13 protein-coding genes and 1 riboswitch are annotated in these 15,768 nt (G+C 69.4%); of the genes, 2 read left to right on the plus strand and 11 right to left on the minus strand.

Going from position 1 to position 15,768, the window contains the following annotated elements; translation table 11 throughout:
- Positions 1-59: 59 nt before the first annotated feature.
- Both BN977_RS00645 and BN977_RS00650 read left to right on the plus strand, forming a co-directional pair.
- On the plus strand, positions 60-2,258 hold the full coding sequence (locus BN977_RS00645) for a malate synthase G (RefSeq protein ID WP_036395688.1): 2,199 nt from the start codon (positions 60-62) through the stop codon (positions 2,256-2,258).
- A gap of 46 nt (positions 2,259-2,304) precedes the next feature.
- The gene (locus BN977_RS00650) at positions 2,305-4,206 is read left to right on the plus strand and encodes a vWA domain-containing protein (protein ID WP_036395691.1); all 1,902 of its coding nucleotides are present in this window, start codon (positions 2,305-2,307) and stop codon (positions 4,204-4,206) included.
- A 94-nt stretch (positions 4,207-4,300) separates the two neighbouring features.
- On the opposite strand, the gene gcvP is transcribed toward BN977_RS00650, so the two are convergent.
- The 11 genes from gcvP to secA2 all read right to left on the minus strand — a co-directional run bounded on the left by gcvP (position 4,301) and on the right by secA2 (position 15,698).
- Positions 4,301-7,126 (minus strand): aminomethyl-transferring glycine dehydrogenase, encoded by a 2,826-nt coding sequence (gcvP, locus tag BN977_RS00655; protein WP_036395694.1) that lies wholly within the window; start codon positions 7,124-7,126, stop codon positions 4,301-4,303.
- A gap of 137 nt (positions 7,127-7,263) precedes the next feature.
- Positions 7,264-7,362, minus strand: a riboswitch (glycine riboswitch).
- A gap of 49 nt (positions 7,363-7,411) precedes the next feature.
- Complete coding sequence (locus BN977_RS00660; RefSeq protein WP_024455732.1) at positions 7,412-8,047, minus strand: MerR family transcriptional regulator; 636 nt, start codon at positions 8,045-8,047, stop codon at positions 7,412-7,414.
- Positions 8,048-8,303: 256 nt separating this feature from the next.
- Positions 8,304-8,798 (minus strand): bifunctional nuclease family protein, encoded by a 495-nt coding sequence (locus tag BN977_RS00665; RefSeq protein WP_024455733.1) that lies wholly within the window; start codon positions 8,796-8,798, stop codon positions 8,304-8,306.
- 46 nt (positions 8,799-8,844) lie between these two features.
- Positions 8,845-9,582, minus strand: a complete 738-nt coding sequence (ftsR, locus tag BN977_RS00670) for a transcriptional regulator FtsR (RefSeq protein WP_024455734.1) — start codon at positions 9,580-9,582, stop codon at positions 8,845-8,847.
- Between the two features lie 12 nt (positions 9,583-9,594).
- Entirely contained in the window at positions 9,595-10,059 is a 465-nt protein-coding gene (garA, locus tag BN977_RS00675) for a glycogen accumulation regulator GarA (RefSeq protein WP_024455735.1), read from the minus strand.
- A gap of 176 nt (positions 10,060-10,235) precedes the next feature.
- Entirely contained in the window at positions 10,236-10,631 is a 396-nt protein-coding gene (gcvH, locus tag BN977_RS00680) for a glycine cleavage system protein GcvH (RefSeq protein ID WP_024455736.1), read from the minus strand.
- Between the two features lie 37 nt (positions 10,632-10,668).
- A complete protein-coding gene (locus tag BN977_RS00685) occupies positions 10,669-11,442 on the minus strand; it encodes a DUF881 domain-containing protein (RefSeq protein WP_036395698.1) in 774 nt (257 codons plus the stop codon).
- A gap of 2 nt (positions 11,443-11,444) precedes the next feature.
- Entirely contained in the window at positions 11,445-11,777 is a 333-nt protein-coding gene (locus BN977_RS00690) for a small basic family protein (protein WP_024455738.1), read from the minus strand.
- Between the two features lie 17 nt (positions 11,778-11,794).
- The gene (locus BN977_RS00695) at positions 11,795-12,700 is read right to left on the minus strand and encodes a DUF881 domain-containing protein (protein ID WP_024455739.1); all 906 of its coding nucleotides are present in this window, start codon (positions 12,698-12,700) and stop codon (positions 11,795-11,797) included.
- Complete coding sequence (locus tag BN977_RS00700; protein ID WP_036395701.1) at positions 12,693-13,241, minus strand: CDP-alcohol phosphatidyltransferase family protein; 549 nt, start codon at positions 13,239-13,241, stop codon at positions 12,693-12,695. The genes BN977_RS00695 and BN977_RS00700 overlap by 8 nt, the downstream gene beginning before the upstream one ends.
- 117 nt (positions 13,242-13,358) lie before the next feature.
- Positions 13,359-15,698: an accessory Sec system translocase SecA2 gene (gene secA2, locus BN977_RS00705; protein WP_036398171.1), complete on the minus strand. Its 2,340-nt coding sequence runs from the start codon at positions 15,696-15,698 to the stop codon at positions 13,359-13,361.
- Positions 15,699-15,768 lie beyond the last annotated feature (70 nt).

Here is a 15,768-nt window from a genome sequence, read left to right on the forward strand (position 1 = left end):
CCACCGATCTGAGTGCAGTTACCCACGGGTAAACTCGGTCGACGTTCAAGGGAGGAAATATGACCGAGCGCGTGACCGTCGGGAATCTTCGGGTCGCCAAGGTGCTGCACGACTTCATCACCAACGAGGCGCTGCCCGGTACCGGCGTAGACGCCGACAGCTTCTGGGCGGGTGTGGACAAGGTCGTCACCGACCTGGCCCCGCAGAATGAGGACCTGCTGGCCCGCCGCGACGATCTGCAGGCCCAGATCGACAAGTGGCACCGGGCCCGGGTGATCGGCGAATTCGACGCCGCCGGATACAAGGCCTTCCTCACCGAAATCGGTTATCTGCAGCCCGAACCCGCGGAGTTCACCATCACCACCTCGGGGGTGGACGCCGAGATCACCAGCACCGCGGGCCCGCAGCTGGTGGTGCCGATCCTCAACGCGCGCTTCGCGCTCAACGCCGCCAACGCCCGCTGGGGCTCGCTGTACGACGCGCTGTACGGCACCGATGTGATCAGCGAGGACGACGGCGCCGAGAAAGGCACTGGTTACAATCGGGTGCGCGGTGACAAGGTGATCGCCTACGCCCGCAACTTCCTCGACGAGGCCGCACCGCTGGCGTCAGGGTCCTGGTCGGAGATCACCGGTCTGCGCATCGACGACGAGCACCGGCTGGTGGCCACGTTGGGCGACGGGCTCGAGGCCGGGCTGGCCGACGCCGACCAGTTCGTCGGCTACACCGGCGAACTCGGCTCCCCCTCCTGGTCGGTGCTGCTGGTCAACCACGGGCTGCACATCGAGATCCTCGTCGACCCGCAGTCCCCCGTCGGCGCCACCGACAAGGCCGGCATCAAGGATGTCGTGCTGGAGTCGGCGATCACCACCATCATGGATTTCGAGGATTCCGTGGCAGCCGTCGACGCCGAGGACAAGGTGCTCGGCTACCGCAACTGGCTCGGCCTGAACAGGGGCGACCTGGCCGAAGAGGTCAGCAAGGGCGGCAAGTCCTTCACCCGGGTGCTCAACCCCGACCGCGTCTTCACCACCCCGGACGGCGAGGGTGAGCTCACCCTGCCCGGTCGCAGCCTGCTGTTCGTCCGCAACGTCGGGCACCTGATGACCAACGACGCCATCGTGGACGCCGAAGGCAAAGAGATCCCTGAGGGTATCCAGGACGCGTTGTTCACCAGCCTGATCGCCATGCACGGCTTGAAGACCGGTGACGAGAACGGCCCGTACCAGAACAGCCGCACCGGTTCGGTGTACATCGTCAAGCCCAAGATGCACGGTCCCGAGGAGGTGGCGTTCACCTGTGAGCTGTTCAGCCGCGTCGAGGACGTGCTCGGCCTGCCGGAGGCCACCCTCAAGGTCGGCATCATGGACGAGGAGCGGCGCACCACGCTGAACCTCAAGGCGTGCATCAAGGCCGCCGCCGACCGGGTGGTGTTCATCAACACCGGCTTCCTGGACCGCACCGGCGACGAGATCCACACGTCGATGGAGGCCGGGCCGATGATCCGCAAGGGTGCGATGAAGTCGCAGCCGTGGATCAAGGCCTACGAGGACAACAACGTCGACGTCGGCCTGGCGACCGGGCTGTCCGGCCGCGCCCAGATCGGCAAGGGCATGTGGGCGATGACCGATCTGATGGCCGACATGGTCGAGCAGAAGATCGGCCAGCCCAAGGCGGGCGCCACCACCGCGTGGGTGCCGTCGCCGACCGCGGCCACGCTGCACGCCATGCACTACCACCAGGTGGACGTGTACGCCGTGCAGGCCGAGCTGCAGGGCAAGACCCGCGCCACCGTCGACGAGCTGCTCACCATCCCGCTGTCCGGCGAGTTGGCCTGGGCTCCGGAGGAGATCCGCGAGGAGGTGGACAACAACTGCCAGTCCATCCTCGGCTACGTGGTGCGCTGGATCGACGCCGGCGTGGGCTGCTCGAAGGTGCCCGACATCCACAACGTCGCCTTGATGGAGGACCGCGCCACGCTGCGCATCTCCAGCCAGCTGCTGGCCAACTGGTTGCGGCACGCGGTGATCACCGAGGAGGACGTGAAGGCCAGCCTGCGGCGGATGGCCGCCGTGGTCGACGCGCAGAACGCCGGCGACCCCGACTACCTGCCGATGGCTCCGGACCCGGAGGCCAGCATCGCTTTCCAGGCCGCGCAGGAACTCATCCTGTCCGGCGGCCAGCAGCCCAACGGCTACACCGAGCCGATCCTGCACCGGCGCCGCCGGGAGTTCAAAGCCCGCGCCGCCGCCCAGTAACCTGATCCGGCGGGGCCGACCGACACGACGACCACGAAGGTGAGGGATGGGCAGGCACAGCATTCCCGGACCGGACGATCCCGCCGACGACGATGCACTGCGTCGTTTCGGGTACGGGGCCGAGCCCCCCGAAGCCGAGGAACCGGCCGACGACGAGCCGCCCACCCGCGCGTTGCCGACCACGGGATCCCAGCGCACCTGGGATTCCGGCGAGTGGACCGGTAGCCACCGGGCGATCACACCGGGCCGGCGCAAGGTCAGCCCGGCGGTGATCGCCGCCCTGGTCACCGTCGTCGTGGTGGTCGGGGCGTTCATCCTGTGGCGCTTCTTCGGCGACGCCCTGTCCAGCCGCAGCCACGAGGCCGCGGCCCGCTGCGTCGAGGGTGAGGTCACCGTCGCCGTCCTGGCCGACCCGAGCATCGCCGACCAGGTCCGCACGCTGGCCGACAGCTACAGCAAGACCGCCGCCCCCGTCGGAGACAAGTGCGTGAAAGTGGCTGTGCGCCCCGCCGATTCGGATGCCGTGGTGAACGGATTCGTCGGGCAGTGGCCTGGCGAGCTGGGCGACCGGCCGGCATTGTGGATCCCGGCCAGCACCGTCTCCGAGGCCCGGCTGGAAAGCGCGGCAGGCGCCAAGACGGTGAGCAACAGCCGGCCGCTGGTCACCTCCCCGGTGTTGCTGGCCATCCGCCCCGAGTTGAAAGCGGCGCTGTCCCAGCAGAACTGGTCGACTCTGCCCACGCTGCAGAACAACCCGGCCGGACTGGACGAGCTGAACCTGCCGGGCTGGGGCTCGCTGAAACTGTCCCTGCCGCTGGGCGGTAACGCGGATGCGACCTATCTGGCCGCCGAAGCGGTGGCGGCCGCGTCCGCCCCGCAGGGTGCCCCGGCCACCGCCGGGGTCAACGCGGTGCAATCGCTGTTGGCCGGTCAGCCCAAACTCGCCGACACCAATGCCGCCACGGCCCTGGACGCGCTCGTCAACGCCGGCGATCCGGCGGCCGCCCCGGTGCACGCCGTGGTGACCACCGAACAGCAGCTGTTCAAGCGCGGCGCCGACCTGGCCGATGCCGCGCAGAAGCTGACCTCGTGGACTCCGCCGGGCCCGGTGGCCATCGCCGACTATCCGGCCGTGCTGCTCAGCGGTGACTGGTTGTCGCAGGAACAGGTCGGCGCCGCCAGCGAGTTCGACCGGTTCATGCGCAAACCCGAGCAGCTGGCCGAATTCGCCAAGGCCGGTTTCCGCGCCGACGGCGCGCCGGCGCCGCAGAGCCCGGTGACCGACTTCGCACCGCTGGGGCAACCGCTGTCGGTGGGCGACAACGAGACCAGGGCCACCATGGCGGCCGGGCTGACCGCACCGGCGCAGGGCCAGACCGTCACCATCATGCTGGACCAGTCGATGACCACCGACGAGGGCGGCAAGAGCCGACTGGCCAACGTCGTCACCGCCCTCAACGCCCGGCTGCAGGCGCTTCCGCCGACGGCGGCGGTGGGCCTGTGGACGTTCGACGGGGTGGCGGGCCGGTCGGAGGTCAGCACCGGGCCGCTCGGCGATCCCGTGGCCGGGCAGCCCCGATCGGCGGTGCTCAAGTCCAGCCTGGACGCCCAGTCCGCGTCCGGCGGCGGCGCGGTGTCGTTCACCACGCTGCGGCTGGTCTACGGCGACGCGTTGACGGCTTTCCGTGACGGACAGACCAATTCGGTACTGGTGATCACCGCGGGCCCGCACACCGACCAGAGCCTGGACGGACCGGGGCTGGTGGATTACATCAAGGGCGCGGCGAACCCGGCCAAGCCGGTGGCGGTCAATGTCATCGATTTCGGCGCCGACCCCGACCGGGCCACCTGGGAGTCGGTCGCGCAGACCAGCGGCGGCCAGTACCAGAACGTGGCCAACTCGGCCGGCCCGGAGCTGGCGGCCGCGCTGGCCGCACTACTGGGTTAGGCGGTCACCCGACCCCAGCCCGCGAACGTTGATTACCGCGCTATGAAAGCGCCCGCGAAAAATCGAGCGGTAATCAACGTTCGCGGGAGGAGGGTTAGGCGAAGGCCTCCACGGGCGGGCAGGAGCAGACCAGGTTGCGGTCGCCGTAGGCGGCGTCGATCCGCCGCACCGGCGGCCACACCTTGGGCCGGAAGTCCTTGCCCAGCGGGTAGGCGGCCTGCTCACGGGTGTACGGATGCGACCAGTCGTCGACCAGCAGGCTCTCGGCGGTGTGCGGGGCGCCGCGCAGCGGGTTGTCGTCCGCCGGCCACGCCCCGGAACCGACCTTGTCGATCTCGGCGCGGATGGCGATCATGGCGTCGCAGAACGCGTCCACCTCGTCCAGGTTCTCGCTCTCGGTGGGTTCCACCATCAGCGTGCCGGCCACCGGGAAGCTCATCGTCGGGGCGTGGAAGCCGAAGTCCGCCAATCGTTTCGCCACATCGTCGACGGTGACGCCGGTGGTCTTGGTGATCGTGGTCAGGTCCAGGATGCACTCGTGGGCCACCATGCCGTTCTCCCCGGTGTAGAGCACCGGGTAGTACTCGTCGAGCCGGCGGGCCACATAATTGGCCGACGCGATCGCGGTGAGCGAGGCCCTGCGCAGACCGACCCCACCCATCATCCGGATGTAGGCCCAGGTGATCGGCAGGATGGACGCCGAGCCGTACGGCGCCGCCGACACGGTCAGCGCATCCCCGAGTTCCTCGGCCAGCGGATGCCCGGGCAGGTACGGGGCCAGGTGCGAGCGCACCGCCACCGGGCCCACCCCGGGACCGCCACCGCCGTGCGGGATGCAGAACGTCTTGTGCAGGTTCAGGTGGCTGACGTCGCCGCCGAACCGGCCCGGCCGGGCCAGCCCGACCAGCGCGTTGAGGTTGGCCCCGTCGATGTACACCTGGCCGCCGGCGTCATGGACCGCGGCGCAGATCTCGGCGACGTCGTGCTCGTACACCCCGTGCGTGGACGGGTACGTGATCATCAGCGCGGCAAGGTTTTCCGCGTGCTGGGCGATCTTGGCCCGCAGGTCGTCGAGGTCGACGTCGCCGTTGGGACGGCAGGCCACCACCACGACGCGCATCCCGGCCAGGGCGGCCGACGCGGCGTTGGTGCCGTGCGCGCTGGACGGGATCAGGCAGACATCGCGCTGCCCCTGGCCGCGGTCGGCGTGGTAGGCCTGGATGGCCAGCAGCCCGGCGTACTCGCCCTGCGATCCGGCGTTGGGCTGCAACGAGATCCGGTCATAACCGGTGACCGCCGTCAGCCAGTCCTGCAGGTCGGCGATCAGCTTGCGCAGTCCCGGGGTGTCCGACGCCGGCGCGAACGGGTGCTGGCGGGCGAACTCGGGCCAGGTGATCGGCTCCATCTCCGCGGCCGCGTTCAGCTTCATGGTGCACGACCCCAACGGGATCATCGTCCGGTCCAGGGCCAGATCCTTGTCCGCCAGCGCACGCAGGTACCGCATCATGGCGGTCTCGGTGCGGTAGCGGGTGAAGGCGGGGTGGGTGAGGAACGCGCTGGCGCGGTCGGCGATATCGACGTCCGTCGGTTCGGCAGCCGCCACCCCGAACGACTCCAGCACCGCGGCGACGTGCGCCTCGGTGGTGGCCTCGTCGCAGGCCACCGACACGTGGTCGGCGTCCACCCGCCACAGGTTGATACCGCGGGCCTGGGCCGCCCCCACGATCTCGTCGGCGCGGCCGGGCACCCGGGCCAGCACGGTGTCGAAGAACCGATCGTGCACCACCGCGTCACCGAGTGCGGCGGCGATCGCGGCGGCGCGGCCGTGCACCCGGCGCGCGATGGCGGTCAGCCCGTCGGCGCCGTGGTAGCTGGCATACATCGCGGCCATAACCGCGAGCAGCACCTGGGCGGTGCAGATGTTGCTGGTCGCCTTGTCCCGGCGGATGTGCTGTTCGCGGGTCTGCAGGCTCAACCGGTAGGCGGGGTTGCCATCGGCATCCTGGGACACGCCGACCAGCCGGCCGGGCAGCTGCCGGGCATGCTTGGTGTGCACCGCCAGGTAGCCGGCGTGCGGGCCGCCGAAGCCCATCGGCACGCCGAACCGTTGGGTGGTGCCGAAGGCGACGTCGGCGCCGATATCCCCGGGCGGGGACACCAGCGTGAGCGCCAACAGGTCGGCACCGATGGCCACCAGGGCTCCGCGGTCGTGCGCCTGCCCGATCAGGTCGGTCCAGTCGACCAACGCGCCGCTGGCCCCGGGCTGCTGCACCACGACACCGAAGAAATCACCGTCGGGCAGGCCGGCGCGCAGGTCGGCGGTGACGATCTCGATGCCCAGCGGTTCGGCCCGAGTGGCCAGCACCGCCGCGGTCTGCGCGTACACGTCGGCGTCGACGGCCAGCCGGTTCGACGGACCCTTCACCGCGCGGTGCATCAGCGTCATCGCCTCCGCGGCGGCGGTGCCCTCGTCGAGCATGGAGGCGTTCGCCACGTCGAGCCCGGTCAGATCGCTGACCATGGTCTGGAAGTTGAGCAGCGCCTCCAGCCGGCCCTGGCTGATCTCCGGCTGATATGGGGTGTAGGCGGTGTACCAGGCGGGGTTCTCCAGGATGTTGCGGCGCAACACCGGCGGGGTCAGCGTGTCGTAGTAACCCTGCCCGATCATCGAGACGGCGACGGTGTTGGAGTCGGCCAGCGCGCGCAGCTCGGCGAGCGACTCCTCCTCGGTGGCCGGCGGGGGCAGGAGATCGAGCCCGGGCGCCAGGCCGGCACCGGAGGCGGCGTCGAGGATGCCCGCGGGCAGCGCCTTCTCGGCCAGTTCGTCGAGCGAGTCGACGCCGATGACCTCGAGCATCCTGGTGATCGCGGCGGCGTCGGGACCGATGTGGCGATCGGCGAAACCGGAATGGACAGACACGAGAACCTCTCCCCTGCGGCGCGGGACGCGCGCGAAAGAACGCGTCCTCTCCCTCTGTCGGGGCGCCTGAGAGATTCGGCCCGAAGACCTTTCCCCATGGGCGGACGCGCGGAACGCGTCACTTTCCAGAGGCATCGGGGCCGTGCGCGGTCCGGGGTGCCTGAGAGGTTGACGGAGAGGTGTTGCTCCTTCGGCGCCCGTGACTGGCCGTCACGGAACTCTCCCGCGCAAGGGCGATGCGGAAGTCAGTCTACCGACCGGTTGCACCAGGTGCGCGGCGGTGGGTCAGCCGATCTTGCGGTCGCGGCTCTTGCGGCGAGAGGCCAGCTCGTCCTCGGGCGCGGGGATCGACTCGCCACCGTCGGCCCGCTCACCCGGGAAGTCGGCGATCGCGCCGGTGAGTTCGCGCATGGCGCCGGAGACGGCGATGCCGAACACGCCCTGGCCGCCCTGCAACAGGTCGACGACCTCTTCGGCCGAGGTGCACTCGTAGACGGTGGTGCCGTCGGAGAACAGGGTGATGTTCGCCAGGTCCTGCACCCCGCGCTGGCGCAGGTGATCGACCGCGACGCGGATGTTGTGCAGCGAGATGCCGGTGTCCAGCAAACGCTTGACGATCTTGAGGACCAGGATGTCCTTGAAGGAGTACAGCCGCTGGCTGCCGGAACCGGCCGCACCGCGGATGGAGGGCACCACCAGCGAGGTGCGCGCCCAGTAGTCGAGCTGACGGTAGGTGATGCCGGCGATCTGGCAGGCGCTCGGTCCGCGGTAGCCGACCAGCTCGTCGGGCACCGAGTCGTCGGGGAACAGGCCTGCCTGCACGGGCTCGCCGACGCTGCCGTTCACCACGGGTACTTGACCGGCCGCGGGGCCGCTGGTGGTGGACAGATCCAACTCCCCCTGATGTGGCGTGCGTGGCATGTCGCCCACAATCCATCCTCTCCGCCGATCGATTCCGGCTGCATGACCTGCGCGGCGGCCTGCTCCCACGCCCGATCTGCCCAGTTTCGAATGTGTCGAGCATACGCCCAACACTGTCCGGTTACTGCTCGTCGTCGTTGAAAAGTATGGCTGCCCGTTTCACAGTCATCCCACACACGGCCCGCGTGTCGGAGTCACGAGACGTATCCGTGACCTCCATCGCGGAGCGATGCGGGTGGCCCCGCCCCGGGGGAAGCTAGGTGGCCTTGAAATCGTCCGGTGACACGCTGTCGAGGAACTCCTTGAACTTCTCGACCTCGTCCTCGCGCACCGGGCCCGAGGGCTCGTCGTCGGTCTCGTCCGGGATCAGCAGTCCGGCCTCGGCCAGCACCGCCTCCTCGACGTAGATCGGCACACCGACGCGCAGCGCGATGGCCACCGAATCCGAGGGCCGAGCCGACACCTTGATATCGCGATCGAAGATCAGGTCGGCGTAGAAAGTGCCTTCCTGCAGATCGACGATCCGCACCTCTTTCAGCGAATGCCCAAGCGCAGCAATCAGATCCCGGATCAGATCATGGGTCAACGGCCGCGACGGCTCGACGCCCTGCTGTTCCAGGGCGATGGCGGCGGCCTCCGACTGGCCGATCCAGATCGGCAGGTAGCGGTCGCCATCGGACTCACGCAGCAGCAGCACAGGCTGATTCTGAGGCTGCTCAACGCGAATACCGACTACCCGAACCTCACCCATCTGCGTCTGCCCTCCATGACGATGCCGTCACCGAAAAGTCTAGTCCTCAGCGATCCAGAACGTCGCGCACGGCCGATTTGATCAGCGACGTGTGCAACGTGATCGCCAGCGCGGCCACCTCGCGGGCCAGGTCATCGGCCCGGTCCCGGGCGCCCGCATTACCCGCGGCGGCCACCGGACCGGCGATCTGGGCGATCAGATCGGACTGCCGGTCGGCGGCGGACCGGAAGGCGCGCAGATGCCGCGGCTCGACCCCGTAATCGGCCAGCGCCCGCGCGCACTGGGCGATCAGCACCGAATGCTCGTCGAAGAAACCCGCTGGCCCGGGCCGGATGATGCCCGCGGTGACCAGCGCGGCCAGCAGCGCGGCGTCGACCCCGGACCGTTCCAGCAGGTCCTCCCTGCTCAGCCGGACCTGCGCCGGGGCGACGGCGGCGGCCGCCTCGTGCTGGTCGGCGGCCGTCGGCGTCACCGGCACCAAACGCGGTACCGCATAAGCGCTTCCGCCGGCCGGCAGCTCACCGTCGGGCAGGGCGTCCAATTGCGCCTTGATCACCTTCAGCGGCAGATACTGGTCGCGCTGCGCGGTCAGGATGAACCGCAGGCGTGCGCAGTCGTACGCGGTGAACCGCCGGTACCCGGCCGCCGAGCGTTCCGGCGTGACCAGCCCCTCGGCCTCCAGGAACCGGATCTTCGAGATGGTCACGTCGGGGAAGTCGGGGCGCAGCAGATCCAGCACCGCTCCGATCGACATCCCGGTGAATCCCGGGTCCGGTTGGGTCATCCCGGGATCGCGTCAGGCGTCGTCGGACTTGGGCCCGGTGAGGAACACCAGCCGGAACTTACCGATCTGCACCTCGTCACCGTTGGCCAGCACCGCCGAGTCGACGGGCTCACGGTTGACGTAGGTGCCGTTGAGGCTGCCGACGTCGACAACCTGGAATTCGCCGGTTTCCAGCCGGAACTCGGCGTGCCGCCGGCTGACGGTCACGTCGTCGAGAAAGATGTCGCTGTCGGGATGCCGGCCCGCCGAGGTGGTGGGCTGGTCGAGCAGGAAGCGCGAACCCGCGTTCGGGCCGCGCTTGACGACCAGCAGCGCCGAGCCGGCCGGCAGGCCCTCGACCCCCGACACCGAGGTGTCGCTGCTCGTCGCGGCCGGGGCGTCCAGTTCGTTGAGGAAATCAGCGCGGAATACCGATGTCGTCTCCACGGTGACTTCGTCGGACGTCTGGTCGGCCCCGGTGTTGCTGTTCTCCGTCACCCGCTGCTCCTCTGCTGGCTGCTGTGGCGTGTTGCCCGGTGGCCGGGCATCGAACTCCCAGCCGTCATACGTCGATATCGACCGTACCGCGCCGTGGGTCCCGTTGGGTCCACCACGGCCGGATCCGGTCACGCCCGTCGGTCATCTGAACCGATGGGCAAAACCCTAACAACTCGTTACTCGGATACCACGCCTCGGTAGGCGTCCGCGTCGAGCAATTCGGCCAAACCGCTGGCCAGGGCCGCGGCATCCAGCTCGAGTTCGATCAGCCAGCCGTCGCCGTACGGATCGGAGTTGACCAGCTCCGGGCTGCCCTCCAGCTCGCCGTTCACCGCAACGACTTTCGCGGTCAGCGGGGCGTAGAGGTCCGACAGCGATTTGGTCGACTCCACCTCACCGAAAGACTCCCCCGCGGTCACCTCGGCGCCGACGTCGGGCAGCTGCACGAACACGACATCGCCGAGTGCCGCTTGGGCGTAGTCGGTGATCCCGACCCGCACGGTGGTGTCACCCGTGCGCTGCACCCACTCGTGCTCGGAGGTGTACTGCAGGTCGGCTGGGATTTCGCTCACGGCGCTCCTTTGGCTGCGAACTGGGGGCGGGCACTGCTCATTTGACTGGCTGAGCGTATTGGCGAGGTTTCGGTTGCCGCAAGGCGGTCACCTCGATGCGTTCGGACTGGGTGACGGTCATGCCGCCGCCGACCCGCTCGACGCTGTCGATCGCGCCGCCGGGAATGTTCATCGCCGCCGCCAGTGTCGGTGGATCACCAATGGCCAGAACCGAATACGGCGGGCCCAGGGTTTTGCCGTCGATGGTCAGCGCGCCGGGGGCCCCGACCACCCAGGTGTCCACCCCGACCCGGACGTCACCGACCTGCATGGCCTCGGCCCCGGCCGCCCGCAGTTCGTTGATCACGTCCAGCAGGGTTTCCGGGGACACGCCGCGGGCCGCGTCGTCGATCGCGATGCTCACCCCGGGCCCGGTCGCGGCGACCGTGCCGATCAGGATGGACAGCGCGGCCAGCCGGGCTTGGGCGTTCTCGATGGCCGCCTGATCGCTGCTGCCGGAGGCCTGCAGCGACGACAGCGTCCGCTGCAGCTCGGCCACCTCGGTGTTCAGCGCGGCCTCGCGTTGTTGCAGGGAGTCCAGCAGCACCAGCAGGTCCGCCGGGCGGGCCGTCTCCAGTGAGTCGCCGGACTCGGTCTGGCGCACCTGGGTGACGATCGCCACACCGAGCAACAGGATCAGCACCGCGGCCAGCGCCCCGAACACCCGCTGCGAGCGGGTGCGACGTTTCACCGGCTCGCTGCCGGGCTCACGTTCGTGGCGGCCGTGGTGCGGCTCTTCGGCGTGTTGCGGTGCGGCGTGCTCGTCGGACACGGTCAAGCCCCGAACAACCGGCGCCGCAGCGCGGCCGCGTTGCCGAAGATGCGGATACCGAGCACGACGATGATCGCGGTGGACAGTTGGGTGCCGACGCCGAGCTGGTCGCCCACGTAGACGATGAGCGCGGCCACCAGCACGTTGAAGACGAAGGACACCACGAACACCTTGGCGTCGAAGATCCGCTCCAGGTAGGCCCGCAACCCGCCGAACACCGCGTCGAGTGCGGCCACCACCGCGATCGGCAGGTACGGCTGGATGGCCTCGGGCACGCTGGGGTGGAACACCAGGCCCAACACGATGCCGACGACCAGTGCAGCGATTCCGATCATGACTGTCTCACAGCTTTCTAGGGCCCAATCTGCTTGGCGAAGCGGAGGTCTCGTACCGAACTGGCCGGCACGGTGAGGGCGTCTCCGGTGCTGACCGTGACGCCGACGCCGTAGGACTTCTCCAGCAGGGCCAGCCGCTGCCGGCCGGCACTGTGACCGAAGGCCTCCCGCATGGCATGCGGAGGCCCGATGACGGTGACGGCGTAGGGGCTGCTGATGGGCTGATTATCGACCAGGATGCCGCCGCCGGCCTGCCGGATGGTGACGTTGGGCCCGATGCGCACGCCGCCCACGGCGATCGCCTCGGCGCCGCTGACCCACAGTGAGTTGACGACCAGTTGCAGATCGCGATCCAGGATCACCTGCCGGCTGCCGGCGACGCGCTGCTTGGACACATCGGTGAGATCGCGCGATACGCCCGGATCGGTGATCACCACCGTCAGCCCGGGCCCGATCACCGGGGTGGCGGCTGCCGCGAACGCCGCCCGGTCGAGGTCGGCCAGCAGCGCCCGCCCGCGCTCGTCACCGGCCAGCCGGCCGCGCCGCTCGCCCTCCACCCGGGTGCTCAGCGCGTTCCGGCTCGCGGTCAACGCGTCGGTGCGGGCTTCGGCGGCGCGAACGCTGCCGGAGAGCACCTGCTGGGACTCCCGGTTGGCCGGCGCCACCGACTGCGCCTGGGACACCGCGGCGGCGAACACCGTCGCCACGCTCAGTCCGGCGACCAGATGCCACACCCAGCCCAGCCGCCGGGGCCGCCCCTCGGCGCGGGCCCGGGCCGCGGCGGCGTAGCCGGGGTCGAGGTGGTCGGTGAGCAGCGACCGCAGCAGCGACGGCACCGGAATGCGTTGCGGCGCACCCGCTTCGTGCGCGTTGAGCCCGACGTGAGGCTCGAACCCGCCCAGCGAGCGCGACGGGTCAACCACGCCGGATCACCAGCCCGACCTGCACCAGGTACAGCACGGCCGACCACAGGTACAGCACGATCCCCCAGATCAGGAAGGCCCAGCCGATGGCCAGCACCACCCGGCTCCACAACGCGTCGAACTGGCCGAGCAGCACCAGCGGGAAACCGGACATCAGCGCGAACGTGGCGGCCTTGCCGATATAGGTGACCGGTAGCGCGGTCAGCCCGTATCGGCGCAGTACCGGCAGGGTGGCGGCCAGCAGCAGGTCGCGCGCGATGAGCACCGCGACGAACCACCAGGGCACCACCCCAGCGGCCGCCAGGGCCAGCGGGATCACCACCATGTAGATGCGGTCCACCGCCGGGTCGAGCAGCTCCCCCAGCCGCGACGACTGGTTGTCGACGAGCCGGGCGATCTTGCCGTCGGCCCAGTCGGAGAACCCGCTGAACATCAGTACCGCGACGGCGAATCCCTTGGCGTGCAGCACCAGAAGCAGGTAGAGGAACACCGGCACCAGCGCCAGGCGCAGCACGCTCAGGGCGTTGGGGATGGTCAGCACCCGGTCGGCAGGCTCATTTCCCGTCGCTCCGCACGCCCCGGGCCCATTTCCCGTCGCTCCGCTCGCCCGGGGTTGTTCTCCCGTCGCTCCGCTCGCCCCGGTCCCCACGGGCTTAACCTAGCGGAACACGCCCGGCAGGCTCAGCGCCGACATGGAATCGTCGGCCATCGGATCGTCGTGGATCATGTAGGTCCACGTCGAGGTCGGCCGGGCCAGCCGGGAAAGGTCCAATCCCACTTCACCATCGACGATATTGGCCGTCTCGAAGGTCTGCTGCGCGGCCTCGATGGCGTCGGCGGCCAGCGAGGCGAACGCATCCACGGCCATCCGGTGGAACTCGTCGAGCGGGTTCTGCCTGCCCAGTGCCCGCAGGCTGATGCTCTCCCGGATGTCGGCCAGGTAGGCCAGGTGGTCGGCCCAGCCGCGGTCCAGGTGGTACAGCATGATCAGCCGGGCGATCTCGGTCAGCCGCTCCTCCGAAACCTGCTCGGCGATCTGCTCGTAACGCTTGGGCGAACGCTCGGCCAGTTCCTCGCGGGCCGCGTCGGTGGTCAGCAGCGTGTTGCGCCGGTCCACCAGGATAGCCCGTTGCTGCGCCGTCAACTGGTTGTACCGCCACGTATTGGCATGCAGGTCAAGCAGTTTGCCCTCGGCCACCCGTTGCGCGTGGTCGAGCAGGGCGGCGGCCTTGGGGCTGGTGATCCGGCCGTCCTCGTCGACCTGCAGGGGCAGCTTGTTGGGTTCCAGATGGGCGACCACCACGTCGTCCTCCCAGCTGGAGAAGAACACCGAGGACCCCGGGTCGCCCTGACGCCCGGCCCGGCCGCGCAGCTGGTTGTCCAGCCGCTCGGTGAAGTGCCGTCCGGTGCCGATGACATGCAGCCCACCCAGCTCGGCCACGGCATCATGATCAGATTCGTCCGATCCACCCAGCCGGATATCCGTACCACGACCGGCCATCTGGGTCGACACGGTCACCCGGTTCAGGGTGCCCGCCTCGGCGATCACGGCCGCCTCCTCGGCGTCGTTCTTGGCGTTCAGCACGACGGCGGGAATGCCGGCCTTGAGCAGCCGCTCGTGCAGCTCCTCGGATTCGGCGACGTCGCGGGTGCCGACCAGGATGGGCTGTCCGGTGCGGTGCACCTCGGCGATGTGCTCCACGATGGCGGCGTTCTTGGCGGCGGCGGTGATGTACACCCGGTCCGGCTCGTCCTCGCGGACGTTCGGGGTGTTCGGCGGAATGGGCGACACCCCCAGCTTGTAGAACTGGCGCAACTGCTCGCCGGCCGCCAGTGCGGTACCGGTCATCCCGCACACCGTCGGATACCGGTTGATCAGCGCCTGCACCGTGATGGTGTCCAGCACCTCGCCGGTCTCGGTGATGTCGATGCCCTCCTTGGCCTCCACCGCTGCCTGCAGGCCGTCGGGCCAGCGCTGCAGGGAGGCGATCCGCCCGCGGGAGGCGTTGATCAGGTGCACGGCGTCGTCGCGCACGATGTAGTGCACGTCGCGCTCGAGCAGCACATGCGCGTGCAGCGCCACGTTCACCTCGGTCAGCGTGGTGCTGACGTTCTCCTCGGAGTAGATGTCGATGCCGCCGAGCGCCTTCTCCAGCTTGCGGGCGCCGGTGTCGGTGAGTTGAACGTTGCGCCGTTCGGCGTCGGTTTCGTAGTCGGTTCCCGGCTGCAGCTCGCCGACCAGCCGGATGATCTCCAGCCGCGGACTCTCCCGGTGCGAGGTGCCGGCCAGCACCAGCGGCACCAACGCCTCGTCGACCAGCACGGAGTCGGCTTCGTCGATGAGGGCCACGTCGGGCCTGGGCGACACCAGATCGTCGACGGAGGTGACCAGCTGATCGCGCAGCACGTCGAAGCCGATCTCGTTGACCGAGCCGTAGACGACGTCGCAGGCGTAGGCGTCGCGGCGTTGCGCCGGGGTGGAGTCGGCGGTGATCCAGCCGACCGTCAGGCCCATCGCCGCCAGCAGCGGACCCATCCATTCGGCGTCGCGGCGGGCCAGGTAGTCGTTGACCGAGATGACGTGCACCTTGCGGCCGCCGATGGCGTAGCCGGCGGCGGCGATCGCGCCGGCCAGCGTCTTGCCCTCACCGGTGGCCATCTCCACCACGTCGCCGGCCAGCATCCGCAGGGCCCCGAGCAACTGCACGTCGAACGGGCGCAGCGTGATGGCGCGGTCGGCAGCCTCCCTGGCGATGGCCAGGAACTGCGGGATGTCGGCGGACTCGGCCAGCTCGTCCAGGTTCAGCAGCCCGGCGGCCTTGCGCAGCTGCTCGTCGTCGAGATCCGCGGCCTTCGCGTCGAAGTTCTCCGAGTCGCGGACCAGCGTCATCGACTTGGCCTGGTCCTTGTCGGTGCTGGCGCCGAGCAGCTTCCAGAACCGATTGCTCAAGCGGCCCTGCTTGGCCGCCTTGGGGGTCTTCGAGGGTTTGGAACTCACAGCCACAGTCATACGGTACGCGGCGGCCGGGCCGGCACGGACGGGCTGACCACCCATAAGCCGCCCTTGC

Origin of the sequence: Mycolicibacterium cosmeticum, assembly GCF_000613185.1 — a bacterium.
GTDB lineage: Bacteria > Actinomycetota > Actinomycetes > Mycobacteriales > Mycobacteriaceae > Mycobacterium > Mycobacterium cosmeticum.